Source organism: Bradyrhizobium sp. SOJA106, assembly GCF_059448745.1.
Genome location: NZ_CM182549.1, coordinates 719643 through 745462 on the forward strand (window position 1 = coordinate 719643; position 25820 = coordinate 745462).

General features: G+C 65.4%; 23 protein-coding genes. 10 read left to right on the forward strand and 13 right to left on the reverse strand.

Annotation, left to right across the window (positions count from 1 at the left end; all coding sequences use genetic code 11):
* Positions 1–130 precede the first annotated feature (130 nt).
* A complete protein-coding gene (locus tag AC5V87_RS03415) occupies positions 131–2206 on the forward strand; it encodes a methyl-accepting chemotaxis protein (RefSeq protein WP_495370012.1) in 2076 nt (691 codons plus the stop codon).
* 208 nt (positions 2207–2414) lie between these two features.
* On the opposite strand, the gene AC5V87_RS03420 is transcribed toward AC5V87_RS03415, so the two are convergent.
* The 3 genes from AC5V87_RS03420 to AC5V87_RS03430 form a co-directional block, all read right to left on the reverse strand.
* On the reverse strand, positions 2415–4367 hold the full coding sequence (locus tag AC5V87_RS03420; RefSeq protein ID WP_495372029.1) for a carbohydrate porin: 1953 nt from the start codon (positions 4365–4367) through the stop codon (positions 2415–2417).
* 404 nt (positions 4368–4771) lie between these two features.
* On the reverse strand, positions 4772–5035 hold the full coding sequence (locus AC5V87_RS03425; RefSeq protein ID WP_495370013.1) for a hypothetical protein: 264 nt from the start codon (positions 5033–5035) through the stop codon (positions 4772–4774).
* 139 nt (positions 5036–5174) lie between these two features.
* Positions 5175–5981: a creatininase family protein gene (locus AC5V87_RS03430; RefSeq protein ID WP_495370014.1), complete on the reverse strand. Its 807-nt coding sequence runs from the start codon at positions 5979–5981 to the stop codon at positions 5175–5177.
* A gap of 139 nt (positions 5982–6120) precedes the next feature.
* Here AC5V87_RS03430 and AC5V87_RS03435 point away from each other — a divergent pair, with 139 nt between their 5' ends.
* Genes AC5V87_RS03435 through AC5V87_RS03455 form a run of 5 tightly spaced genes read left to right on the forward strand, consistent with a single transcriptional unit; the run spans position 6121 to position 10465 of the window.
* The gene (locus tag AC5V87_RS03435) at positions 6121–7143 is read left to right on the forward strand and encodes an ABC transporter substrate-binding protein (RefSeq protein ID WP_495370015.1); all 1023 of its coding nucleotides are present in this window, start codon (positions 6121–6123) and stop codon (positions 7141–7143) included.
* Between the two features lie 10 nt (positions 7144–7153).
* Complete coding sequence (locus AC5V87_RS03440) at positions 7154–7969, forward strand: ABC transporter ATP-binding protein (RefSeq protein ID WP_456841353.1); 816 nt, start codon at positions 7154–7156, stop codon at positions 7967–7969.
* Positions 7966–8784 (forward strand): ABC transporter permease, encoded by an 819-nt coding sequence (locus tag AC5V87_RS03445; RefSeq protein WP_495370016.1) that lies wholly within the window; start codon positions 7966–7968, stop codon positions 8782–8784. Before AC5V87_RS03440 ends, AC5V87_RS03445 begins: the two co-directional genes overlap by 4 nt.
* Positions 8784–9773: a 2-hydroxyacid dehydrogenase gene (locus tag AC5V87_RS03450; RefSeq protein ID WP_495370017.1), complete on the forward strand. Its 990-nt coding sequence runs from the start codon at positions 8784–8786 to the stop codon at positions 9771–9773. Before AC5V87_RS03445 ends, AC5V87_RS03450 begins: the two co-directional genes overlap by 1 nt.
* Positions 9773–10465 (forward strand): AprI/Inh family metalloprotease inhibitor, encoded by a 693-nt coding sequence (locus AC5V87_RS03455; protein ID WP_495370018.1) that lies wholly within the window; start codon positions 9773–9775, stop codon positions 10463–10465. Before AC5V87_RS03450 ends, AC5V87_RS03455 begins: the two co-directional genes overlap by 1 nt.
* Positions 10466–10553: 88 nt before the next feature.
* Here the strand turns inward: AC5V87_RS03455 and AC5V87_RS03460 are convergent, their stop codons facing one another.
* Positions 10554–11942 carry a peptidoglycan-binding protein gene (locus AC5V87_RS03460; protein ID WP_495370019.1) on the reverse strand — a complete coding sequence of 463 codons (1389 nt, stop codon included), beginning with the start codon at positions 11940–11942 and terminating at the stop codon, positions 10554–10556.
* 281 nt (positions 11943–12223) lie between these two features.
* Here AC5V87_RS03460 and AC5V87_RS03465 point away from each other — a divergent pair, with 281 nt between their 5' ends.
* Positions 12224–12601 (forward strand): hypothetical protein, encoded by a 378-nt coding sequence (locus AC5V87_RS03465; protein WP_456841348.1) that lies wholly within the window; start codon positions 12224–12226, stop codon positions 12599–12601.
* Positions 12602–12820: 219 nt separating this feature from the next.
* On the opposite strand, the gene AC5V87_RS03470 is transcribed toward AC5V87_RS03465, so the two are convergent.
* The 4 genes from AC5V87_RS03470 to AC5V87_RS03485 form a co-directional block, all read right to left on the reverse strand.
* Entirely contained in the window at positions 12821–14728 is a 1908-nt protein-coding gene (locus AC5V87_RS03470) for an outer membrane protein assembly factor BamB family protein (RefSeq protein WP_495370020.1), read from the reverse strand.
* A 237-nt stretch (positions 14729–14965) separates the two neighbouring features.
* Positions 14966–15751, reverse strand: coding sequence for a bestrophin-like domain (locus tag AC5V87_RS03475; RefSeq protein WP_456841346.1), 786 nt, complete (start codon positions 15749–15751; stop codon positions 14966–14968).
* Between the two features lie 124 nt (positions 15752–15875).
* Positions 15876–16589 carry a RadC family protein gene (gene radC / locus AC5V87_RS03480; RefSeq protein WP_495370021.1) on the reverse strand — a complete coding sequence of 238 codons (714 nt, stop codon included), beginning with the start codon at positions 16587–16589 and terminating at the stop codon, positions 15876–15878.
* Between the two features lie 40 nt (positions 16590–16629).
* Entirely contained in the window at positions 16630–17568 is a 939-nt protein-coding gene (locus tag AC5V87_RS03485) for a DMT family transporter (protein ID WP_495370022.1), read from the reverse strand.
* A gap of 131 nt (positions 17569–17699) precedes the next feature.
* On the opposite strand from AC5V87_RS03485, the gene AC5V87_RS03490 reads away from it, so the two are divergent.
* Positions 17700–18296: a bifunctional transcriptional activator/DNA repair enzyme AdaA gene (locus AC5V87_RS03490; protein WP_495370024.1), complete on the forward strand. Its 597-nt coding sequence runs from the start codon at positions 17700–17702 to the stop codon at positions 18294–18296.
* Positions 18297–18399: 103 nt separating this feature from the next.
* On the opposite strand, the gene map is transcribed toward AC5V87_RS03490, so the two are convergent.
* Positions 18400–19221 (reverse strand): type I methionyl aminopeptidase, encoded by an 822-nt coding sequence (gene map, locus AC5V87_RS03495; RefSeq protein ID WP_456841342.1) that lies wholly within the window; start codon positions 19219–19221, stop codon positions 18400–18402.
* Between the two features lie 114 nt (positions 19222–19335).
* The gene (locus AC5V87_RS03500; protein WP_495370025.1) at positions 19336–20652 is read right to left on the reverse strand and encodes a mechanosensitive ion channel family protein; all 1317 of its coding nucleotides are present in this window, start codon (positions 20650–20652) and stop codon (positions 19336–19338) included.
* Positions 20653–21113: 461 nt separating this feature from the next.
* Between AC5V87_RS03500 and AC5V87_RS03505 the strand changes: the two genes are divergently transcribed.
* Together AC5V87_RS03505 and AC5V87_RS03510 are read left to right on the forward strand one after the other, a co-directional pair.
* Entirely contained in the window at positions 21114–22907 is a 1794-nt protein-coding gene (locus tag AC5V87_RS03505) for a potassium/proton antiporter (RefSeq protein ID WP_495370026.1), read from the forward strand.
* A 174-nt stretch (positions 22908–23081) separates the two neighbouring features.
* Complete coding sequence (locus AC5V87_RS03510) at positions 23082–23342, forward strand: PepSY domain-containing protein (RefSeq protein ID WP_456841339.1); 261 nt, start codon at positions 23082–23084, stop codon at positions 23340–23342.
* A 160-nt stretch (positions 23343–23502) separates the two neighbouring features.
* Here AC5V87_RS03510 and modC read toward each other — a convergent pair whose 3' ends face one another.
* The 3 genes from modC to modA are packed head-to-tail and all read right to left on the reverse strand — an operon-like array spanning position 23503 to position 25662.
* Positions 23503–24165: a molybdenum ABC transporter ATP-binding protein gene (modC, locus tag AC5V87_RS03515; RefSeq protein WP_456841338.1), complete on the reverse strand. Its 663-nt coding sequence runs from the start codon at positions 24163–24165 to the stop codon at positions 23503–23505.
* 2 nt (positions 24166–24167) lie between these two features.
* Positions 24168–24863, reverse strand: coding sequence for a molybdate ABC transporter permease subunit (gene modB, locus AC5V87_RS03520; protein WP_495370027.1), 696 nt, complete (start codon positions 24861–24863; stop codon positions 24168–24170).
* A gap of 13 nt (positions 24864–24876) precedes the next feature.
* The gene (modA, locus tag AC5V87_RS03525) at positions 24877–25662 is read right to left on the reverse strand and encodes a molybdate ABC transporter substrate-binding protein (RefSeq protein WP_495370028.1); all 786 of its coding nucleotides are present in this window, start codon (positions 25660–25662) and stop codon (positions 24877–24879) included.
* Positions 25663–25820: the final 158 nt, after the last annotated feature.

Below are 25820 nucleotides of genomic sequence, written 5' to 3' on the forward strand. Positions count from 1 at the left end.
ACCTTTTGGCGGTGCGCGCCCGCGACGACACGACATCCGCGGAACTACGGGCATGCCGTTGCTTAACGGGCTCTTAGCCGCGGGCAGCTAGGTTGTCGACATTTGCAGGAATGTATTCGGGGACCCAAGGATGCGGATCGGGAAGCTTTTCGCACTGTCGATGCTGACGGTGACGGTTTTTGCAGTCATTCTCGGCGCCGAGGTGCTCGTACCCCAGACCCGCATCTTCACGAACCGCTCCGACGCGATCAAGACGGTCGAGGCCTTTGGTGCGACGCTGATGGTCAGCCAGCAGGTCGCCGGTCTTCGCGCCCCCTACATCTCCCCGATCTTCCAGGAAGGCGCCGCGACGCAGGCCCAAATCGAGGGTGCCGCGAAGGCCGCCAAGGCCGCCGAGGCTTCGTTCGAAGGCGCAAGGCGGGCCGTCATGGTGCTGGATGACGGTGCATCGATGGCTGACAGTCTCGACCGCACCCTGCGCCGGCTGAAGGAGATCACCACGACGGCTGATCGCGCGATGAGCGTTCCTCTCGCTGCGCGCGACGGCGCCGTGATCAAGGGCTTCCTGCCCGGCGTCGCCGAGGTCATCGCCAATATCGAGCCGATCATGAACCGGCTGGAGGGGAAGGTCGTCAATACCGACTCCTCGCTTGCGGCGCTGTTGAGCCTGGCACGCACGGCGCAAGATCTGCGCGTCTCCGCCGGCAGCCGCGCCGCCACGTTGTCGCCGGCGCTGAGCGCGCGGCGGCCGCTCACGACAGCCGAGTTCTCGCTGATGGACCGCATGCAGGGCCGGGTGGAGACCGATCGCGAACACATCGAGGCCAGCGTCGACCAGCTCGGAAGCCCGCCCCGGATCGCCGCCGCATTGAAGGCGGCAACCGAGTCCTATTTCGGCAAGGCCGCGCTTGCGGTCGAGAAGGAGATGCCTGCCGCGCGAGCGGACGGCAAGTATGGCATCAGCGCCGACGAACTCGCGAGCGTCATCGTGCCGGCCATCCAGATGTTCTACGGCGTGCGCGACGCCGCGCTGGCGGAAGCGGCCGAGCGCGCCGCGGCCGCGCGCGATGGCGCGCTGGCGATGCTCGCGCTCGCCGCCGTCGCCGTGCTGGCGCTGCTCGGGACGCTCGCGGGCGTGACCATGATGCTGCGCAGCCGCGTGGTGACGCCGCTCGGCCGGCTCGCGGACGTGATCGGAACGCTCGCCGCCGGACGGCACGAGGTCGAGATCCCCGCGACCGGCCGCAACGACGAGATTGGCCAGGTGGCCGGCTCGCTTCAGCATTTCAAGGATTCGCTGCTCGCCAAGAAGGCCGCCGACGAGGCTGCCGCGGTCGAGGCCGAGGCCAGGCTCAAGCGCAGCCAGCGCATGGACCAGCTCGCGCGCGAGTTCGAGGCCATGATCGGTGACGTCATCAATACCGTTTCGTCGGCATCGTCGGAGCTGGAGGTCTCCGCTGGAACGCTGACCAGCTCGGCCGATCAATCGGAAAAGGTCACCGCGACCGTTGCCGCCGCCTCGGAGCAGGCCTCCACCAACGTGCAGACGGTTGCCGCGGCGGCCGAGGAAATGGCCTCCTCGGTCGACGAGATCAGCCGTCAGGTCCAGGACTCCGCGCGCATCGCCGGCGAGGCGGTGCAGCAGGCGGAGCGCACCAACGGCCATGTCGGCGAGCTCGCCAGGGCCGCGGGCCGGATCGGCGACGTCGTCGAGCTCATCAGCCAGATCGCGGGCCAGACCAATCTTCTGGCGCTCAACGCCACCATCGAGGCGGCGCGCGCGGGCGAAGCCGGGCGCGGCTTCGCCGTCGTCGCCTCCGAGGTCAAGGCGCTGGCGGAGCAGACCGCCAAGGCCACCGGCGAGATCAGCCAGCAGATCACGGAAATCCAGACGGCGACGGAAGACTCCGTCGGCGCCATCAAGGCGATCGGCGACACCATCACCCGCATGTCCGAGATCGCGTCCGCGATCGCCTCGGCTGTCGAGGAGCAGGGCGCGGCCACGCGGGAGATTTCCCGCAATGTGCAGCAGGCCGCACGCGGCACCCAGCAGGTCTCCGCCAGCATCGTCGACGTGCAGCGCGGCGCGAGCCAGACCGGATCGGCCTCCTCCAACGTGCTCACGGCGGCCAGATCGCTGTCCGGCGAGAGCGGCCGTCTCAAGGTCGAGGTCGGAAAATTCCTGGACGCGATCCGCGCGGCGTAAGGATCGAACACACCTGGCCGCCGGGGCGCGCGACCGGATTTGAAGAGCGGCGTCTCTGTGGCGCATCCTTCGAGACGCCCGCCTGCAGCGGGCCCTCAGGATGAGGCGGAGTGCGTAGCAACAATTCCGACGGGCACCGATGCCGCTTAGCCTCATCCTGAGGAGCCCGTGAAGCGGGCGTCTCGAAGGACGAGGCGCGCGCCGCAGCTCAGAACTCGCCGTGCAGCCGTCCGGAGAATACCGACACCGGGCCGCGATCCGCGTTGTAGGCGGGATTGACGATGAGCTGGTAGTCGGCGGTGAGGGTGAGATTCTTGTTCAGGGCGTAGGCGTAATAGGTTTCGAGGATGCGCTCGTTGCGGTAATTCAGCGCACCGTCGCCGACCAGCACGCCGAGGCCGCCCGCAGCGAGGAAGGCGCGATAGTCCTGCGACAGTCCGTTGATGGCGCCGCCGATGCCGATCACGTCGTCGGGCCGGCCCCATTTGGTGCCCTTGATCGACAGTCCGCCGGACAGGCTGCGGTTGATGTCGGTGAACGCGAGCGTCTCGGTCTTGCCGTCGTTCCAGCTCCAGCGGCCGAACAGTCCGAGATCCTCGGTGATCGCCTGCTCGAGGTTGACGACATAGCCGACCTTGAGCCGGCCGCGCCGGGTCTGCGCGATGTCGAGATTGAGCGCCGGGTTGTCGAGCGTCTCGCGGAAGCTGCCCATGTTGGCGCTGTCGACCCAGCCCATGGTCCTGAGCTTGCCGGGCTGGCCGAACAGGGAGAAGCGCGTTTCAAGCTCGAGCACGTACTGGCCACGCTCGCCGACCCTGGTGTCGAAGTGATTTGAATTGGACTCCGCGACCATCAGGAAGTAGCCGCCGCGCAGTGCCCATTGCTTCTGGTTGAGCTCCGCGGTGACGCCGTAGGTGAGCCCGACCTTGTCGGCGGAATAGTCGAAGGCACCGGGCGCCCAGATCGACCAGTTGATGAAGTCCTTGCGGGTGTCCTTGGCATAGGCGTTGCCGTCGAACACGTCGATCACCGCGAACTTGCCGGCCTGCATGGTGAGGCGGGACACGTCGACCTTCTGGCCGAGTTGCAATTGCCCGCTCGCAAGCTCCTCCTGCTCGCCGCCGAAGCCGAAGGTCTGGCGCACGAACAGGCGCGAGGTGTTGTAGTGCGGGTAAGCGAAGTTCGACTTCTGCGCCTCGCCATTGGGGAAGCCGGCAGCCCCGACCGTGTCGTTCAACCCAAAACCCTGGAGCAGCTCGGGATTGTAATAGACCTCGCCGCCGTCCCACAGCCTTGCGTTCAGGAACAGGCTGTTGCTCCAGGTCGCCTTGGCCTGCCGCGACGGCGAGAGCGAGTTCGGTCCGCTGTAGAGGGCGGGGAACGACGGATAGCCTTGCGGCAGATAGGTGCTCTGGCCGTGGATTTCCCAGCGATCCCATTCCGTGTCGATCAGCGAGCTGTTCGGGTTGTAGCCCGGCAGGCCCGGCCAATCGACCTTGCGGTTGAGGCCAAGCCTGACTGATTGGACGTCGAGCGAAGACGAGCTGTATTGAGCCCCCGTGGAGAAGGCGACGTTGGCGCCGTCGAAGCGGCTGTAGAGATATTCGAGCCGCGCGCTCCAATGCGGTGCGAAGCCGTATTCGACGCCGGCGCCCGCGATCCAGCCGGGCCGCGTGTTCAGGATTTTCGGCACAGCTTGGCCGGCGGCCGGCGCGTCGAAATAGCGTTCGCCCATCCACGCAAAGCCGCCGGTGGCGTAGACGAGCCACGGGCCGCTGGTGTAGCCGACGCGGCCGCGCAGGCTGGCGGTGTAGTCCCAGTGCTGCGTGACCGTGTTGGCCGGCGTTGCCAGGAACGACACGATCGAATTCGAGGTGATGTAGCTGGGAAACGAGAAATCGCCTTCGACGCCGACCAGCCAGCCGGAGTTGAAGCGGTAATTGTAGCCCGCCTGCACGCCGCCGATCATGCCGCTGAAGACGCCGCCGTCGCCGCGTGCAGTGCCGTCGTTCAGGGCAAAGTGCGACGAACCTCGGCTGTAGCCGGCATGCGCGCCGATATAGAAGCCGGTCCAATCATAAACCGCTCTCAGCGCCGGCGCCTTCAGCGGCAGATCGGCAGCGAAGCTCGCGGCGGGACAAGCCAGCACGCCCGAGGCCATCGCCGCGGCCGTGCGCAAATACCTGTAACGGTGACCTCTCAACGTCAAACGAACGCCCCCAAACGCGAATGCACCCACCCGCTGCGATATCCCTGCCGATTCGCGGCGATCCTGTCATCAGGTCCCGATTGTCCTCGCCGTTGCCCCGGATGATCCGGTTTCGACGCGTTTTCTTCCCAAGTCCCTGCAGGTGCTACGGACCTTATTGCGAGTAATTCGCAATAGCAACTAGTGCGGATTGCCGCAGGTCGTGGTTCGCACCCTTGTGTGACGGGACTGCAACAAATTCCCAGGCTCCCCCGCCCGGGGGGACAGCCGGGCGGGTCGGGGGCACGACACGGGGTGGATGAGGCGCCCGTGTCGGACGCAGGATCCACGTGTGAGATCGGCCTCAGGTACCTCAATCAGTAGCAGGTGCGAACGCGGCCGACGTACTGGCCGAAGGCGTTGTATTGGGCGACCCAGCCGCAGCGGTGATAGCCGTAATAGTACGGGTCGTTGCTGGCGGCGATCGCGGAGCCGACCACAGCGGCGGTGGCGATACCGGCGCCGACACCGAAGACCCAGCCGGGCGGCTTGGCCTGCGCCTGCGAAGTGGTGGACGCCATAGTGCCGGTGACGGCGAGGACCGCGAGAGCTGTGGCGGCAATCCTGGTCTTGATCGACATGGGAAACTCCATCCGGGTTGAGGCGGTCCATTGTGGTCCGCGTGCCCAATTGGACGGAGGCTTGTCGTGTCCGGTTCGAAAGCGCCGCAGGCTCAACTGGCGCGAAGCTCTTTCCCGAGCGAGTCCAAGAGGATGCGTGCTAGCTGAGCGGTCCCTTGGCGAGCCTGTTCACGTCGAATTTATCGACCTCGGCGAGCAGCTCGCAGAAGGCCGCCGCGCCCTGGTCGAGCAGCCGCTCGCCCTTCTCGGCAATGGCCAGCGTCGCGTTGCCGACTGCGCCGCTGGCGTTGAGATCCTGCGCCTGCCAGGCGAATGGTGCGGGGCGCCGCGTCGAGAGCCAGCGATATTGCTGCTCCATTGCGATGCTGCTTGCCGGAAAATCCGCGATCGCTTCCTTGCGGACTCGATCGGGATAGCGCGCCAGCATGATCGAGGTCTCGATGGCGCCGCCATGGATGCCGTGGCGCACTTCCTCGGCCGGGAACAATGTGTCTGCTCCTGAGAGCCGCGACCACGATGTCGTCACCACGAACAGTTTTTGATGCGCGCGAAGATCCTGCGCCACCAGCATCATGCCCGCGCTGTTGCCGCCATGGCTGGTGATGATGACGAGCTTCCTCACGCCGCGCCGCGCGACGTCCTCGCCGATTGCGGTCCATCGCTTCAGCGCGGTTTCGGTCGGCAATGTCTGTGTGCCAGGGTAGTCGATATGCTCGGTGGAAATCCCGACCGGTTCAACGGGAAGAAAGCTGGCCGGAACGCTTGCAGGCAGAAGCTCGCGCACGCGCGCCAGATAAGCGTCGGCGATCAGCACGTCGGTCTCGAGCGGCAGATGCGGGCCGTGCTGCTCGGTCGCCGCCAGCGGCAGCACCGCGATCCAGCGCGCCGCCTCCGCCGGGGTCGCGTCGGCCCAGCGGATCCCGGTCCAGTCGCGGGACGGCATCATCAAGGTTTCTTTGCCCGTATTTGTCACGTAATTTGGGATTATGAGGGGACGCGGGCCAGGCCGGCTCGCGTCCCCGAACTTCATGCGGTTTTATCGCGTTGGTTTGGTGTCGGCTAGAAGCGATCGACGGAGTGCCATCATGACCCCCTCTCATCTGCGGCGAGCGTTAACGGCGGGCTTGGTGGCCGCCGTCGTCACTCTTGCGCCGGCGCGCGCCGAAACCCTCGACAAGGTCACCTTCGGCACCAACTGGGTCGCTGAAGCCGAGCATGGCGGCTTCTTCCAGGCGGTCGCCGACGGCACCTACAAGAAATACGGCCTCGACGTCACCATCGTCCCCGGCGGGCCCAACGAGAACAACCGGATGCTCTTGATCGCCGGCAAGATCGATTTCTTCATGGCCGCGAACACGCTGATGTCGTTCGACGCGGTCGCCAACAACGTTCCCGTCGTCACCATCGCCGCGGTGTTCCAGAAGGACCCGCAGGTGATGCTGACGCAGCCCGATGCCAAGGTCACCAAGATCGAGGACCTCAAGCCGCTGACGCTGTTCGTCTCCAAGGAAGGCATGACCAGCTATTTCCAGTGGCTGAAGTCTGAATACGGCTTCAGCGAGAAGAACGTTCGTCCCTACAATTTCAACCCGCAGCCCTTCATCGCCAATCCCAAGAGCGCCATGCAGGGCTACGTCACCTCCGAGCCGTTCGCGGTCGAGAAGGCCGCCGGCTTCAAGCCCAACGTGCTGCTGCTCGCCGATTACGGCTTCAACACCTATTCGACCCTCATCGAGACCCGCCGCGACATCGCCGAGAAGAAGCCGGACCTGGTGCAGCGCTTCGTCGATGCCTCCATGATCGGCTGGTACAACTACATCTACGGCGACAATTCCGCCGGCAATGCCATGATCAAGCAGCTCAACCCGGAGATGACCGACGAGCTCTTGAAATACTCTGTCGCCAAGATGAAGGAATACGGCATTGTCGATTCCGGCGACGCCTTGAAGAACGGCATCGGCGCGATGAGCGACGAGCGCTACACCTCCTTCTTCAACAAGATGGTGAAGGCGGGCGTGGTGAAGGCCGATCTCGACTTCCGCAAATCCTACACGCTGCGCTTCGTCAACAGGGGCGTGGGCGTCGAGCTGCGCCCGAGCAAGCCATAACGCAGGCGCGATGTCGTCAGCCAAAACTTCGCCCGTGGTCGAGACCGGCCTGACGCATCTCGCCGTCAGCCTGCGCGGCGTCACCAAGGCCTATGACAATGGCGTCATGGCGCTCGGCCCGCTCGATCTTGCCGTCCGAAAGGGCGAGTTCATCTCGCTGCTCGGCCCGTCCGGCTGCGGCAAGTCGACGGCGCTGCGCATCATCGCAGAGCTCAGCGCGCCCTCGTCAGGCACCGTGCGGGTGGCGCGGCACGAGGGCACACCGCAGCCGGGCCACGGCATCGGTTTTGTATTTCAGGAGCCAACGCTGATGCCCTGGACCAGCGTGCGCGAGAACGTGCGGCTGCCGCTGAAGCTTGCAGGTGTGCCAAAGGCCGAAGCGCGCTCGAGGGCCGATGACGCGCTGGCGAGCGTCGGACTTGCCGATTTTGCCGAGGCATTCCCACGCGAGCTGTCCGGCGGCATGAAGATGCGGGTCTCGCTGGCGCGTGCGCTCGTCACAGATCCCGACATCCTCCTGATGGACGAGCCGTTCGCCGCGCTCGACGAGATCACGCGCTTTCGTCTCAACAACGACCTGCTCGCGCTGTGGCGCAGCCTTCGCAAGACCGTCATCTTCGTCACCCATTCGGTGTTCGAATCCGTCTATCTGTCGCAGCGCGTCGTGGTGATGACGGCACGGCCCGGCCGCATCCAGGCCGACATCCGCATCGAGACGGTCGAGCCGCGCGGCGAGGAGTTTCGCACCTCTGCCGCCTATTCCGATTATTGCCGGAAAGTGTCGGCCGCGCTGGCGCCGTCCTATTCGGGGCAGTCGACGCTATGAATGCGCAAAGCTCCATCACCGCAGAGCCATCCGCCGCGCAGCGCGCGCTGCGTTTCGTGCTTCCCGTCATCGTGTTCGCCGCCGGCCTCGCGGTCTGGGAGCTGGTGGTCCGCATCAGGGAGATCCCGCCTTACGTGCTGCCGGCGCCCTCTGTCATCGTCCTGACGCTGATCAAGGACTGGGCGGTGCTGTCACAATCGCTCGCCACCACGCTTCTCACGACGCTCGAAGGTTTTGTCGCCGCGAGCATCGGCGGCATCGCGCTGGCGCTGCTGTTCAACCAGTCGAAATGGGTCGAATATTCGCTGTTCCCCTATGCCGTCGTGCTCCAGGTGACGCCTGTCATCGCGATTGCACCGCTGCTCCTGATCTATCTGGAGCAGCAGACCGCTGTCGTCGCCTGCGCCTTCATCGTCGCGTTTTTCCCGGTGCTGTCCAACACCACGCTCGGGCTCAATTCGGTCGACCGCAATCTCGCCGGCCTGTTCCAGCTCTATGGCGCATCAAAGCCGCAGACCCTGCGCTTCCTCAAGCTGCCGGCGGCGCTGCCCTATATCCTCGGGGGATTACGTATTGCCGGCGGCCTGTCGCTGATCGGCGCGGTCGTGGCCGAGATCGCAGCGGGCACGGCCGGGGCCGGCTCCGGCCTCGCCTACAGGATCGCCGAATCCGGCTATCGATTGAACATACCCCGGATGTTCGCGGCGCTGCTTTTGTTGTCGCTGGCCGGGATTGTCATCTATGGGGTGCTGGCGCTAGTTTCCCACCTCGTTTTACGGCGCTGGCACGAAAGCGCGCTTGGAAAGGAAAGCTGATGTCTACCGGTTCGATTTCGTCCGAAAAGATCGATCTTCTGATTTATGGACCGGTCCGGCCGATCCTCGAGAACGGCTTTTCCGATCATTTCGTCGTGCACAAGGCCGAGACGCGCGGTGACCTCGAGCGGCTGACGCCGGCCGTCCGGGAGAAGATCCGCGGCGTGGCGGTGACCTATCACACGGTCCGCGCCGACAAGGAGTCGCTGTCGCAGCTGCCCAAGATCGAGATGGTGGCGAGCTTCGGCGTCGGCTACGACCATATCGACGCCAAATACGCGGCCGAGCACAACATCATCGTCACCAACACGCCCGACGTGCTGACCGAGGAGGTCGCCGACGTCGCGATGGGCCTTCTGATCTCCACTCTGCGTGAATTCATCAAAGCCGACCGTTACGTCCGTTCCGGCCTCTGGCAGACCCAGAACTATCCGCTCAGCGTCGGCTCGCTGCGCGATCGCAAGGTCGGCATCGTCGGCATGGGCCGGATCGGCCAGGCCATCGCGCGCCGGCTCGATGCCTCGCTGGTGCCGGTGGTCTATCACTCCCGCAATCCGTCCAAGGACGTCACCTACAAGCACTATCCCGACCTGATCGAGATGGCGAAGGCGGTCGACACGCTGATGGTGATCGTGCCGGGCGGCGCCAGCACGAACAAGATGATCAATACCGAGGTGCTCAAGGCGCTCGGCCAGCGCGGTGTGCTGATCAACGTGGCGCGCGGCTCCGTGGTCGACGAGCAGGCTCTGGTCCAGGCGCTGAAATCAGGCACCATCCTCGCCGCCGGCCTCGACGTGTTCGCGGCTGAGCCGAACGTGCCGGACGAGCTCAAGACCATGCAGAACGTCGTGCTGCTGCCGCATATCGGCTCGGCCTCCGTGGTCACGCGCAATGCGATGGACCAGCTCGTGGTCGACAACCTCAAGTCCTGGTTTGCGGGCAAGCCGCCGCTGACGCCGGTGGCCGAAACGCCGTTCAAGGGGCGCTGATGAGAGTTCTTCGGGTCGTTGCATTCACCATCGCAGCATGCGTTGCCGCGATCGGCTCTGTGCATGCGCAGGATGCGACGACCCTGAAGAAATCGATGCCCGGGCAGTGGGAGCTTTCGACCACCGAGCGCAGCAAGACCTGCGTCGTCACGCTGAAGGGCGATGCCACAGCTGGGGGCTACAAGCTCGAGCTCGAGCCCGCCTGCAAGGCCGCGCTGCCTTTCACCAAGGACATCGTCGCCTGGAGCATCAAGGGCCTCGACATCGTCCGCTTGCAGAATGCGACCGGCGAGGCCGTGATCGACTTCACCGAGGTCGAGGCCGGTATCTTCGAAGGTCTGCGTCAGGGCGAGGGCGTCTACATCTTGCAGGATCTCGCTGCCGCGCGCTCGATGGCCAAATCGATGGACCAGATGATCGGCGACTGGGCCATGGTGCGCGGCAACGGCCAGCCGATCTGCGGATTGACGCTGACCAACACCGAGGCCGGCCAGGACAATTTCCAGGTCTACCTCAAGCCGAAATGCGACGCGGCGATCGCGCAGTTCAACCCGACGCAATGGCGGCTCGAGCGCGGCCAGATCATCCTGATGTCGAAATCAGGCGAGGCCTGGCAGTTCGAGGCCGACGACAACGCGCAGTGGCGGCGCGTCCCCGATACCGCCGATCCCCTGATCATGCTGCGCCAGTAGGCGGCGCGGGAGCTCGCTGCAACCCCGCTCGCAAGCGGGCGAGGGAGTGCACCTGTTCTGGAGAAGCACCCGAGTTTCATCCATCTGTCTACGTCGTCGGCTTCGGCGGCGGCGCGGTGCCTTGCGCCCATTTCTCCAGCTTGCCGAGCACGCCCCACGCGGTGAGCGCCAGCGAGATCGGCATCGCGAACTGGCCGAGGCCCGGCACCGCGGACACGATGGTGCCGAGCAGTCCGGCAATGCCTCCCGCATTGGGGCTCGCCGTCACCGACGAGAGCAGCGCGGTCAGCACCGCGCCGCCGAGGCCGAGCGCGGTCTTCTTGCCGTTGAGCAGCTTGCCAATGGTCTCGCCGAGCGCGCCGTTGACCTGGCCGAGGACAGGCTTTCCGTCCTTGTTGAGCAGGGTGCTGAGCAGATCGACGGCCTGCTTCAACTGGTCGACGGCAGCAGGATTGGCCGGATTGGTCGTTCCGGAGATCGGCGCCGTCTTGTTGTTGATGAGGGCGAAGAGCCGCTCGAACAGCATGATCGGATCGCTGGCAGGCGGGGGCGTGGTCACCGGCGGCGTACTGATCGTCGGCGCGCCGCGCCGCAGGAGCTGCGCGAGATCCTCCAGCCGCTTCAGGATCTGCGACAGGTCGCCGGTCGGCGCGGGCGTAGCCGGCTGCTGCGCCGCGCGCGTGATGGCGGCAACCGTGATCGTGTCGAGCACGCCGGTTTCGGTGATGCCGTGCCGCTGCTGAAATTGCGCCACCGCCGCCTTGGTCTTCGGTCCGACGATGCCGTCCTCGTCCAGCATCGGATCGGCGCCGAGGTCGTTGAGGTATTTCTGCATCAACAGCGCCGTCGACGCCATCTGCTCCTCGGGTTCGAGATGGCTCAGCATCGTCGGGGTATCGTCGAAAGTGATCGACGCATCCAGCTCCATCATCGCCTTCAGGATCACCGCAGCGCCGAGCTGCGGATCGACCGTGCCGGGGTCAAACGAGCCGTCGCCGACGAACTTGCCGCCCCTTTGCTCGGGCGGGCCGTAGACATTGGAGCCCGACCAGAGATAGGGCGAGTTGACGCCGCGGCCGCGATAGCCGAAGCCGTTGTACTTCTCCAGGCGGAACATCGTCTTCGCGATGCCCCAGTCGCGGGCGCCAACGAATCCCTCCAGCCTGAGCGCATCGACGGCGCCTTCGGCGAACGAGGCGAACGGGCCGCGCCCCTTGGGGACGATGGTCGTCGTCCGATTGAGCGCCTGGCCATTGCCGAGATAGGTGTTGAAGTTGAAGCTGGATTCACGCGAGTGCAGCACCGCGACGAACCACCAGGGCACGTCGGTCTTGTTCTGGATCTCGGTGTAGGTGTCCTTGTGGTTGATGGCCTTGCGTGCCGCCTCGGTGGCGGCGTCGGCCCGCCCGGGCCTGATCCTCATATTGGACCAGTTTCGTTCGTATTCGTCCTTGATGACCTCGAATGACACCTTCATGTCCTGCTCCCGTGAAAAGCGCTGAAATTGCGAAACTGATGAAATTGGCCGGGGTCGGAGGTCAGACTGAATCAGGCGCCGTGATCAGCGCGTGACTCCAGCGTGATCCCCCGCAATGTGGCAGATTGTTCGCCCGGCGCATGTGAACTGCCTTACAGCCTGCACGGGAAACCGGCGGCAGGATCGGGGCGGGGACCGGCACGGGCCGGGCGGCTCGCCAAAGGGAACTGGCAGGGCGGTCAGCCGGTTGATGAGGTAGAAGGTCCGCCAGGGAGCCCTGCATGGCTAAGCGCGTCCTCGCGATCGGCATCGAACCCGGCAACGCGGATTACGGCGCGTTCCCGCAGCTCACGCCGGAGCTCGTGCGCGACTATATCGAGGCGCAGCTGTTGCGCCTGCGCGATCTTGGCTTCGAGGTCACGAGCTGCCTGATCGACCTCGATGCGACGGCGGAAGCCGCCGTCACCGCGGCGCTGCGCGACGAGCGCTTCGACTGCATCGTGATCGGCGCGGGCCTGCGCGAACCGAAGGATCGGCTGCTGATGTTCGAGAAGGTGCTCAATCTCGTCCATCGCCTGGCACCGGACGCGGCGATCTGCTTCAACACGACGCCCGCGGATACGGCCGAGGCCGTGCAGCGCTGGATCGAACCCGGCTGACCGGCTCGCGCCGGCCGCGAAGATGGCCTGTGTCGATTCTCTAGCGCAACCGGCCGTTGACGAGAAATCGTGCCCGCTTCGCTTCGATACCAACCCCATGCGTGCGAACGCAGCAGCTTTCGCGATGGGCCAAACTGCGACCTCGCGGGGAATGGCGGCTTTCGGCGCACAGCGGATCTTTCTCGTGAATTCCAACCGCGTTGGGCGAAAACCTCCCGCCTACTCTCCGTCCACGGAGAAGGCGAGCAGTACGTTGCCGGGCGCGGTACCATAATTTGTGTAGCCCGAATTGACGTAGAGGATGCCCCCGGCGATTACCGGTCCCGGTCCATCGAGCGATCCGCCATGCGCCGACACGCCGTTTACGGTCGCATAGTCCCGCATGGTGTCGACGTCCCAGATGATCTCGCCGCTCTTGGCGGCATAGGCCCGCAGGTGGCCGTCCAGTCCGCCGGAGAACACCACACCAGGAATCGCGGTTACCGCAGCCGACTGCGCAGGGCTGCATCCCGGCCGATCCCCGCAGCCCGGATGTGCCGCGTGCCAGACGATCTCGCCCGTCGCCTGGTTCATCGCGTACAGTCCGCCGCCCTGACTTGGATCGAGCTTCATGGGAATCCCAAAGACCGACTTCTGCGCCCCGGCGGTGGCGGGCGGCACGGCCTTCAGGCCGACATCCGACACCGCGACATAGACGTTAGCATCATCCGCAGCCGAGCCCCATTGCACGCCGCCAAGCGTGCTGCCGAGTCCCACCCGGCGCTGCCAGATGATGGCACCATCGCGGTCCGGATCGACTGCGTACACCATGCCGGATTTCTGGCCGGCAACGAGCGCACGACGTCCGTCAGGTAGATCGACCAGGATCGGAGAGGAGCCGAAATCGAAATCGGGACCCTTGGTGCCGGGGCAATTAGCGCGATACTGGCCGTCGCACGCGATGTTGTAGGCATCACCCTCGGTCATCTGCCGCGACCAGGTCAGCCGACCGGTGCCCAGATCGAAGGCCACAAACGCGTCGGAGGTCGTGGAGGCCGGGTCCAGATAACTGTCGCCCGTCGTCGCATAGATCCGATTTGTCTTGAGGTCGATGGTAGGCGACGACCAGATCGCGCCGCCAGAGGGTCCGAAGAGTTGGACACCGATCTCGTTGAGGCGGATTGGCTGGGCCGGCGGGCTGACATAGCCGCGCCACAGCACTTCGCCGGTCCTGGCGTCGAGCGCGGCAATCAGGCCGCGGAAGGTGCAGCAAGAATAGCGTGGATCGATCGCCAATACCTCTTCGACGGAGGAGACTGGCACGTAAAGCACATTATTGGCCAAGGTCGGCGCGCCCGTGATCACGGCCCCCGGATGCGCATCGACACGTCTCCTCCACAGCAGCTTCCCGCTTTCGGCATCGAGCGCATAAGCTTCACCGCGTTGATCGCCGAAATAGGCGGTCGTGCCCCGCTCATCCTCACCGATGGTGATCGCGGTGCGTACGCCGAAGCCGGCGTCGAACACCCAGCGCTGGCAGCCAAGTCTGGCATCCAGCGCATAGACCTTGCCCCCTGCACTGCCCACGAAGACCCGACCGCCCCAAACCGTCGGCTGCGCGTAGGCTCTGGTATCGCCGGGAAAGCCGAACGCCCATTTGAGCTTCAGGCGCGGAACATCGTCCGGCGAAAGCTGGGCCATGACAGTAGGTTGAAACCGGTGTTGAGCGATATCGACGCCCCACCCGTTCCAGCGCGGCAACGAAGCGTCCGCAAGCGCGGGGCCCCGCTCACCGCATGTGGAATCCGGTAGCTGCTGCTGCTGCACCGGTGGTGTCCCGACGAGATAGCGAACGATGTCCTGAATTTCGTGTTGGCTCAGGTCGCGTCCCTGCTGGCTCATCATGCCGAACATCAAGGCAAAGCTCACCCGCTCGGGCCTGAATTGTCGCAGCGCGTTGGCGTCGGGCGCGCGTGCCACGCCACCCTCGTGGCACGATGAGCAGCGCGTGCGGTAGAGCGCCTCGCCACGCGAGTTCAGCGCCTCCTCGGCATGATCCGGAGGCAGGCCAGTGAGCAATATGCCCACTCCGAGCAGGAGACGTGCGAAGAGGGTGCATCCAGAGCGATGCTTGGCCGTACCCGTCATCCTCGCCTCCCTCGCATGACTGAAGCGTGCTTCGGCAACAGAAGATCAGCGCGCGTGGTCGTCAACCGTACCACGAATACACAACCAAAGCGAGCTTGAGGGCTCCAGGTTATCGCCCTCGCTCCGGCTATTGCGCCTATCAGCAGCGGCCGCTACGTGCGTCGCCCCGACGGCTATTACGCGCGGATCGATCCCCGTTATTGCTACTATTGCTATTAAGGCTCGAGCGCTCGCGTCTTAACTCTTCGCGCCCTCCGGCATGATCTGCAGCAGCGGCTCCGGCTGGATCGAGATCTGTCCTGCGAACGGCCGGTCGTGGGCAGCGATCAGCAGCACCGAGGTGGCGACGCCGGTTGCGAACAGGCCCATGGCGACCGCCGATCCCAAACGGTTGTCGCAATGGACGAGGCCGATCACCAGCAGCGCGCAGGCGGCCTGGAGATAGAGACACCACCATTTGACCGGATTGACCGCGGCGAGGCTGACGATGATCCGCTGCCGCCGCGCATCCAGCGCCTGCTCCAGCGCGGCGATCAGCTCGCGTTGCACGTTCGCCTGCCCCGTGCTTTGCGGCGTCATGGCGACGACGAGCTGCAAGGCTTCCGCGAGCGCCGGCGGCGTCACCTTCAGCGAGGCCTGCTGATGCGCCATCATCGGCCATTCCATCGCCACCGCCTTTCCGACATAGTCGCGGACGAGATCGTGCAGCTTGGTCTCCTGCTCCGCCGGCAGGCCGGCGGCCAGCAGCACCACGCTGCGCAGCGCGCTGGCCTCGCGGCTCACCGCGGCGCTGGCCCGGTCGCTGTCGCCCCAGACCTGCGCCGCGGTGAAGGCGACGAACAGGCCGAAGATGATGCCGAGCACCGGCAGCATTCCCGGCGAGATCGCCTTCAGCGATTTGGCGCGCTCCTCCGTCGCGGCCAGCGCGATACCGGCGAAGATCGCCGCGGACAGAGAATAGGTAAATCCAAAGATCACCAGCGCCATCACGGGCACCGGCAGATTGTGCAGCCAGTCGCTCATGCCGTTCTTGTCACCTGATTTGGCGCCCTAAAGCATGATCCGGAAAGTGCGAAGCGGTTTTCCGGAAAGATCATGCGTAAACAATCTAGAGCGCGATGACGATTCATCCAAATCTCATCGCGCTTTAGATCAACCGCATCCCGCGCAGGCTCGCATGCCCGTTCTTGCCGACGATGATGTGGTCGTGCACGGCAATCCCGAGCGGCTTTGCGATGTCGATGATCGCCTTGGTCATCTGGACGTCGGCCTGCGAGGGCGAGGGATCGCCGGAGGGATGGTTGTGCACCAGGATCAGCGCGGTCGCCGACAATTCCAGCGCGCGCTTGATCACCTCGCGCGGATAGACCGGGGTGTGGTCGACCGTTCCGGTCTGCTGCACCTCGTCGGCGATCAGCTGGTTGCGCTTGTCGAGGAAGAGCAGGCGAAATTGCTCCTTCTCGGCAAAGGCCATGCTGGTGCGGCAATAGTCGATCACCTCGTTCCAGGACGACAGCGCGTTGCGGCTGTTGACTTCGCCTTTGGCGACGCGATGCGCCGCCGCCGCGATCAGCTTGAGCTGGTTGATCGCGGATTCGCCGATGCCGTCGACCTCGCGCAGGCGCGCCACGGGCGCGTGCACGACTTCGGCGAACGAGCCGAAGGTCTTGATCAGCGTCTTCGCCAGCGGCTTGGTGTCGCGCCGCGGCAGCGCCGGGAACAGCGCCATCTCCAGGAGCTCATAGTCGCTGAGCGCATCGGCGCCGGCGCTGTAGAAGCGCTCGCGCAGCCGCTCGCGATGGCCGAGATAGTGCGGCGCGTCTTCCGGCTTGCTCTTGTCGTGGTCTGGCTTGGCGGGCATCGGCGGAGAGCATCGCCGCGGATCGCCGTTTTTGCAACCTTCAATTGCCCCGGTTGGTTCGGGCAAATGGCGGCACCGTGATGGCCATGACGCCGGCGAGGATCAGCGCCATTCCGGCCATGCTCGACCAGGTGAAGCGCTCGCCCAGCCAGGCGATGCCGAGCGCCACGGCGAAGCCCGCGCGCAAATAGCTTCCGCTGGTCGTGCCAAGCGGGCCGAGCGTGCGGATCAAGCGGAAATAGATCACCATCGCCAAAGCCGTGCAGATGACCGCGAGGATGGTCACCGCCGCGATCGCGTCCGCGGGCGGCGGCGGTAGCGCCCATGGCCGTTCGAGCACGGTAGCTGCCGGCAGCATCAGGATCGCGGCGCAGCTCATGGCGCCGGCCGCCGTGACGATGGCGGGAAGCTTCGAGAAGCGCTGTCCCCAGATCGGCGCGAGCGCATAGCAGAAGCTGGCGCCCAGCACCGCCGCCTGCGCCAGCGGCGCGGCCGTGCCGATCCCGGACAGCGCATCGAGGCCCATCGTGACCGCCACGCCGACGAGGCCGAGACCGACGCCCATGATTTTCCGGCCGCTGACGGCCTGCCGCCCGCGCCCGGTGATGACCGCGATCGCGAGCACGAACATCGGCGGGGTCGCATTGAGCACGCCGGCAAGGCCGCTCGGAATGGAGACCTCACCCCAGCTGACCAGCGTGAACGGCAATGCACTTTGCAGCAGCCCTTGCACGAGGAAGGCGGCCCAGATCGACTGCTTCTGGGGAAGGGCGTGTCCCTGTGCGATGGCGAGCAGAAGCAGGAGCATGGCCGCGATCGTCACGCGGACGGCGACCATCGTGACTGGCGGAATCGTAGGCACCGCCAGCTTGATCAGCGTGAAGGAGCTGCCCCAGATCAGCGAGAGCAGCAGCAACAGGCCGATTTCCCATGCGAGACGGGTTTGCGCCGACGCTGCCTGTGGTGCCGTTGTGCTCATGCGATGTGCTCCGAGGTGTGTCGGCATCATGGTCCGGAGCGGCCGGACAGGCTGGCTGAATTCGGACCTCATCGTCCGATCGAGTCCGATTCCGGCTACTCGGCGCTCCGCACGGGTATTATTCTTCGCTGATGGCGACAGGCCCGGCGCATCGGCAGACGCTGCCACCGCATCTCGACTGGGAGACCTGCGATCGCGCGCGCCTGGCGCGGGCCCGGGCCTTCGACGGCCTGTTCTTCTCCGGCGTTCGCTCGACGCGCATCTATTGCCGGCCGGTCTGTCCGGTTCGCCCGGCCCGTTCCGAGAACGTCACCTTCTATGCAACCGCCGCGGCCGCCGAGCGGGCCGGCTTCCGCCCGTGCCTGCGCTGCCGGCCGGAAACGGCGCCGGGCTCGCCCGCCTGGATGGGCACGGCCACCACCGTCGCGCGCGGGATGCGCCTGATCAATGACGGCTTTCTGGATCGCGCATCGATGGCGGACCTCGCGGAAGCGCTCGGCGTCGGACCGCGCCATCTGCTGCGCCTGTTCATGCGCCATGCCGGCGCGAGCCCAAGCGAGATCGCAGCGACGCGGCGCGTGCAGGAAGCCAAGCGCCTGATCGACCAGACCGACATGACGCTGGCGGAGATTGCGTTCGCGGCGGGCTTCGGCAGTGTCCGCAGATTCAACGATGCCTTTGCCGCGACTTACAAGCGGCCGCCGTCGTCGTTCCGCCGGCGGCGATAGAAGACGAATGCTGCGCTCTCATTCCGGGGCGGTACGAAGTACCGAACCCGGGATCTCGAGATTTCGGGCTCGCTGCTGCACAGCGCCCCGGAATGACGAGGTACTATTGGCCGATCTGCTTCTCGCCGTGCCGCTCCGAGAGCGTGAAGATCTCGACGCCGGTGGCCGTGACGCCGACCGAATGCTCGAACTGCGCCGACAGCGAGCGGTCGCGGGTGACCGCGGTCCAGCCGTCGGACAGGATCTTCACATGCGGCTTCCCGAGATTGATCATCGGCTCGATGGTGAAGAACATGCCGGGCTTGAGCTGCACGCCCTCGCCGGGCCGGCCGATGTGAATGATGTTCGGCTCGTCGTGGAACATGCGCCCGAGGCCGTGGCCGCAGAAATCGCGCACCACGCTCATGCCCTGCGGCTCGACAAAACTCTGGATGGCGTGGCCGATGTCGCCGGTGGTGGCGCCGGGTTTTACGGCGGCGATGCCGCGCATCATCGCCTCATACGTCACCTCGATCAGCCGCTCCGCCTTGCGGGCGATCGGGCCGACCGCATACATCCGGCTGGAATCGCCGTACCAGCCGTCGACGATGAAGGTCACGTCGATGTTGACGATATCGCCTTCTTTCAGCGGACGGTCGCCGGGCATGCCGTGGCAGACCACGTGGTTCAGCGAGGTGCAGGTTGAGTAGCGATAGCCGCGATACATCAGCGTCGCCGGATAGGCGTCGTGACTGAAGGCGAAGTCGCGGACGAATTCGTCGATCTTCGAGGTCGGCACGCCGGGGGCGACGATGTCGGTGAGCTCGTCGAGGCACTTCGCCACCAGCGCTCCTGCCTTGCGCATGCCGGCAAAGGCGCTCGGCCCGTGCAGCTTGATCTGTCCGGTCTTGCGCAGGGAGGTATCGGTGGCTTCGACGTAGCTCATGCTTGTGCGGTCTTCCGGGCTGATGTCGGGCGGAAAGGCCTGATTTCAGGCCCCAATTTAATGATTGCCTGCTGTCATGCAAGCTGAGCCTGGTCTTTGCGCCCGAAAGCGGGCCTAATTCGGGACTTCTACGGTGGTTTCGACCGGCAGCGCGCCGCCGCGAATGCGGATTTCGCGGACCGGGTAGGGAACCCGGATGCCCTCGCGCTTGAAGGCGTCCCACAGCGCCAGCATCACGTCGCTCTTGACGTTGTCCATGCCGTCGGGGTCCGCGATCCAGAAGGTCAGCGAGAACTTCATCCCGGCCTCGGCGAATTCGGTCAAAATGCTGTTCGGCGGCTTGCCTTTCTGCGCGCGCGGATGGGCGGCGGCGGTCTCGACGGCGAGCTTGGTGACCAGCCTGGGGTCGGCGTCGTAATTGGTGCCGAAGGCGATCTTCACCAGCGTGTTCTTGTCGGTGTAGGTCCAGTTGACGACCTTCTGCGTCACCAGATCCTCGTTCGGCACCAGGAATTCGCGACCATCGCCGGCGGCCACGGAAATATAGCGTGTCTTCATCGCGCTGATGCGCCCGGTGTTGTCGCCGATGGTGACGAGATCGCCCGGCTTCACCGACTTGTCGGCGAGCAGGATGATGCCCGAGATGAAATTGGCGACGATCTTCTGCAGGCCGATACCGATGCCGACGCCGACCGCGCCGGAGAACACCGCGAGCGCGGAGAGGTCGATGCCGACGGCGCCAAGTGCAATGACGATGGCGACGGCAAGGAGCCCGATGCGGATGATCTTGACCAGCAGCACCTGCACCGACGGCGTCAGGTCGGTGGTCGAGTTGATCCGGCTCTCGGCGAAATTGCTGGCGATGTTGGTGGCCCAGAGCGCGATCAGCAGCAGCGCGCCGGCCTTGATCACCAGGAGCGGCGTCAGCCTGAGGCCGCCGAGCACGATGGCGAAGGAATCGAGCAGATCGACCGTCGCATCGAGCTGGCCGATGATGGACAGCGCCGCGACGAACCAGGCGGTGATCGAGACCAGCTTGACGATGAAGGCGTTGCGCAGCACCGAGGTCACCAGCCGGATCGCAAGCCACGCCAGGCCCAGCTTGGCCGCGACCATCAGGAGATAGCTGCGGCTCGGCCAGGTCGCATGGTACATCACGAGGCGGGAGATGATCACCAGCAGAGTGAATACCGCCGTCGAGGCGCTCGACATCATCACCCGCGAAAAGTGCCGAAGCGGCAGCGGCCAGCCCATCGCCAGCGATGTCATGTCGACGCGATTGCGAATGCCGGCTTCCGCGGCATAGGCGATGCCCGTTGCCGCCAGAATGAGACCAAATTGCAGGTAGAACCAGGGCGAGGAAATCTCCGCCCCGACGCTGCGCGCGGTCGTCTGCACGAACTCCATCAAGTCTTTGAGGTCCATGTCCATCGGTCTCGTCGGGGGAGGCGGTCGGAAGGAGTTGATTCGAGGGTGCCGCACAATCCCACAAAGGGTGCGGCCCGGCCATCGATACACCGTGAAGTGAAGCGCGTTAACGCCGCAAAACACGGGCAGATTGCCGCGAGGCGCGAAAATGGGTTGGCGCGGGGGAGCGCCGACGATAAGGATGCGTAAGCACATGTTTTTGAGATGGGAAATTCCGTCGATGGCGGCGCGCTTCGCCTCTCCCCGCTTGCGGGGAGAGGCCGAAATTCGAGCGCAGCTTGAATTTCGGGTGAGGAGGAGTCTCCACGAGTCCATCTGCCACCGTCCTTGCGGAGACTCCCCTTCACCCCGCCCTCTCAGGGTGAGCTATGCTTGTCCCGATCCCGCAAGCGGGGCGAGGGAGTGCCCGGCCGGTGGCCTCCTGACTGAATTCGCCGATCACCCGGAGTAACCCGCAGCACCGCATGGCCTCCCTCGACTCTTTCAGCCTCGCCATTTTGCTCGGCGCCGTCCTGGTGATGGCCGGTATCCTGTCGAGCCTGCTTGCGCTCCGCTTCGGCGCGCCCTTGCTGCTCGTCTTCCTTGTCATCGGCATGCTCGCCGGGGATTCCGGCCCCGGGCAAATCCAGTTCAACGACGTCGGCACCACCTATCTGGTCGGCTCGGTGGCGCTCGCTTTGATCCTGTTCGACGGCGGCCTGAAGACGCGCTTTGCCAGCATCCGCACCGTGCTCGCCCCGTCCCTGGTGCTTGCCACCGTCGGCGTGCTCTTGACCGCGCTGATCACGGCGCCGTTCGCGAAATTCGCGCTCGATCTCAATTGGGCGGAATCGCTGCTGGTCGGCGCCGTGGTCGCCTCGACCGACGCCGCGGCCGTGTTCCTGCTGGTGCATACCCAGGGCCTGCGCCTGCGCCCGCGGGTCGGCGCGACGCTGGAGGCGGAATCCGGCACCAACGATCCGTTCGCGATCTTCCTTACCCTCATGCTGGTCGAGTACATCTCGCTCGGTTCGAGCTCGCCCGGCCATGTGGTGATGGAGTTCGTGCAGGAGGCGGTGCTTGGCGCCGTGGTCGGCGTCATCGGCGGACGGCTCGTCGTCATCGCGCTGAACCAGGTGGCGTTGCCGCAGGGCCTGCATGCGCCGTTCGTCACCACCGGTGCGCTGGTGATCTTCGGCGGCTCGCAGATCATGCATGCCTCCGGCTTCCTCGCGGTCTATCTCGCCGGCATCATCATCGGCAACCGGCCGACCCGCGCGCATAATTCGGTGGTGACATTTCTCGATGCCGCAACCTGGCTGGCGCAGATCGTGATGTTCGTGCTGCTCGGCCTGCTGGTCTCGCCGAGCCGGCTCGGCGCCAGCGTGATGCCGGCGATCGCCGTCGCGCTGGTCCTGATGCTGGTGGCGCGGCCGCTTGCGGTTTTCGCGTGCCTCGCGCCATTCCGTTTCAACTGGCGCGAAAAGATCTTCATCGCCTGGACCGGCCTGCGCGGCGCGGTTGCGATCTTCCTGGCCTCGATTCCGATGCTGGTCGGCCTGTCCAAGGCCTATCTCTATTTCGACGTCGCCTTCGTCGTCGTCATCATCTCGCTGCTGCTGCAGGGCTGGACCTTGGCGCCGGCTGCACGCAAGCTGCACGTCGCGCTGCCGCGCGCCGATCGCGGCCCGCGGCGCGTCGAGCTCGACCTGCCCGGCCAGCTCGAGCAGCAGCTCGTCGGCTATCCGGTGCGATCCAAGAGCCTTTATTTCCGCCGCGGCCTGGTCCCGTCCTGGTCCAAGCCGACGCTCGTGATCCGCAATGAGAACATCCTGACGCCGACGGAAGCCGATCCGATCGCGCCCGGCGACTACATCTATCTGCTGGCGCCGCCGGAAAAGGCGGAGGCGCTCGACCGCTTCTTCGTCGACATGCAGCCGAGCACGGCGCCGGACCCGCATCTGCTCGGCGACTTCATGGTGTCAGGCGAGCATACGCTGGCAGAGCTCGCCGAGATCTACGGCGTAAAGGTCAGCGAGGACGAGAGCAGGCTGACGCTCGCCGACTATTTCGACGTCCATCTCGACCGCGCGCCGAAGGAGGGCGCCGAGCTGCCGCTGGACGCGATCGTGCTGGTCGCGCGCAGCATTTCCGGGGGACGTGTCAATGTGGTCGGTCTGCGCTTGCCCGAGGACGAAGAGCCGCCCGCGCCGCTGACGCGCCGCCAGGCGCTGCGCCGCAAGCTGGCGGATGTGTGGACCTCGGTGGCGGGGGTCTGACCTCTCCGTCATTTCGGGGCTCGCCCTTCGGGCGCCCCGGAATGACGAGAAACCGCCACCAAATCGCCGCAACCGCCGACGATTTCCGCGCCTTTGTGACCGCTGATTCCGGAACACCCTGCTGCGTTGCTCGTTCTTCGCCTGACGATCAACGTCTTTGACAGGAGCAGTTCCATGCGAAGTCTCATCCTTCCTGCCATCGTCGCGATCGGTCTCGGATCGGCGGCGCCGGCGATGGCCTATGACACCGGCGACCAGATCTCGATGCAAGTCGCGCTCGATGTCGCGACCGACATCGGCATCGCGACGGTCTCGCACACGAACTTCCTCGGCGATGAATGGCAGATCGAAGGCCGCGACCGCACCGGCCGCTGGATGGAGGTCGATGTCGATGCACGCACCGGCGAGGTGCGCAACGTCGACCGCGGCTGGTAGACATATACACCGGCTGTCATTGCCCGCGAAAGCGGGCAATCCAGTATTCCAGAGGCGGTGCGTGGACACGGAGAAGCCGCGGCGTACTGGATGCCCCGGTCGAGCCGGGGCATGGTTGAGGTAAGGACGGGGCGGCTCTCACCAGCACACGCACATCGCACTAACTCAGCACCTTCACGCCGCCGAACGACGTCACGCGGCCCTGCTTCAATATCACGATTTGCGTCGCGAGCTGGCGCAGCTCGGCGACGTCGTGGCTGACATACACCATGGGGACATTGGCCTCGTCGCGCAGCCGCACCAGATAAGGCAAAATCTCGAGCTTGCGGCCCTCGTCAAGCGCGCCGAGCGGCTCGTCGAGCAGCAAGAGGCGCGGTTTCGACAGCAGCGCGCGGCCAAGCGCGACGCGCTGGCGCTCGCCACCGGAAAGCTTTCCGGGGCGGCGATCCAGCAGCTTGCCGATGTCGAGCAGGTCGATGATGCGCCTGTGCTGGGCCGGGTCAGGTGCGAGGCCGTTCATCCGCCGCCCGTAGTCGAGATTCTGCCCGACGCTCAGATGCGGAAACAGCCGCGCATCCTGGAACACGTACCCGATGCGGCGGCGGTAGGTCGGCACATGGATGCCGGCCGCGGTGTCGTCGACGGTGTCGCCGTCGATCACGATGGTGCCGCGATCGGGCCGCAGCAGGCCGGCGATCATGTTGACCAGCGAGCTCTTGCCGGCGCCCGATGCCCCGAACAGGCCGATGACGCGCCCCTCGCCGGTAAAGGTTGCGGACAGTGAGAACTCGCCGAGCCTCTTTTCGATGTCGACGCGCAACATGGTCAATTCCCGTGCAGCCGCTGCGTCGCGCGGCGGGCGAACCATTCGGCGGCGATCAGCGCGCCGATCGCCAGCACGATCGAGACGATCACGAGCCGGCCCGCCGCGGCATCGCCGTCGGGCGTCTGGATGAGCGAATAGATGGCCGACGAAATCGTCTGGGTCTCACCGGGAATGTTGGAGACGAAGGTGATGGTGGCGCCGAACTCGCCGATCGCCTTGGCAAAGCCCAGCATCATGCCGGCAAGCACGCCGGGCAGTGCCAGCGGCAGCGTCACGGTGAAGAACACTTTCCACGGCGCGGCGCCGAGCGTCTCGGCGGCCTGCTCCAGCTTTCGGTCGATCGCCTCGATCGACAGCCGCATCGGTCGCACCAGCAGCGGAAACGACATCACGCCGCAGGCAAGCGCGGCGCCGGTCCAGCGGAACGCGAACACGATGCCGAGATGATCGGCGAGGAAGCCGCCGATCAGGCCGCGGCGGCCGAAGGTGAGCAGCAGCAGATAGCCGGTGACGACGGGCGGCAGCACCAAGGGCAGATGCACGAGGGCGTCCACCACCGACTTCCCCCAAAAATCCCTGCGGGCGAGCAGCCATGCCAGCGCAATGCCGAACGGCGTTGCGACCAGCGTGGCGATGACGGCGACCCTGAGCGAGAGCAGGATCGCCGTCCATTCGGTGGGAGAGATGTCGAGCATCAAGTCGTGGGCATCAAGTCGTCGGGCTGACCAGGAACTTGAATCCGTATTTTTCCAGAATGGTCTTGGCCGCGGCCGAGCGCAGGAAGGCGAGATAATCATTCGTCTCCGGCTTCGCACTCGTGGTCGCGGCGACGGGATAGATGATCGCCGGATGCGAATCCGCCGGGAAGGTGCCGACGATCTTCACGCCGGGCTCGACCTTGGCGTCGGTGGAGTAGACGATGCCGAGCGAGGCCTCACCACGAGCGACCAGCGTCAGCGCAGCGCGCACGCTATCGGCCATGGCGAATTTCGGCTCCGCGGCCTGCCAGGCGCCCAGCTTCTCCAGCGCCGCCTTGGCATATTTGCCTGCTGGCACCGACTTGACGTCGCCGGTCGCGATCCTGCCGTCGCCGGCGAGTTTTGCGAGGTCGAAGCCTTGCGCGATGGCGACGTTGTCGACCTTGGAATCCTTCGGCGCGATCAGCACGATGCTGTTGCCGAACAGGTTGACCCTGGAAGCCTCGTTGATGGTCTTCTTGGAAGCCGCGTAGTCCATCCAGTCGGTGTCGGCCGAGACGAACACGTCGGCCGGCGCGCCCTGCTCGATCTGCTTGGCGAGCACCGAGCTTGCGGCATAGGAGACGCTGAACTTGACGCCTGTCTTGGCGGTGTAGGCGGCGTCAACCTCGTCGAGCGCGTTCTTCATCGAGGCCGCGGCGAACACGGTGATGGTCTTGTCCTCGGCGCTGGCCGGCGAGAGGCTCGCGCTCACGAGGATGACGAAGGCGGTGAATAGTCCGGCGATACGAATCATGGATGCGCTCCGTGCGAGCTCGCGCGTGCAGACGCACGCGCAGATCTGGCGTTGGTGGGTTCGGTCGCGACCGGCGGAAGCGCTGTTCCACGTGTCCCCGCAACGACTTACGGCCGGCGGGGATATCGCGATGCAAACATAGCAGGCCGCGGCCCCAG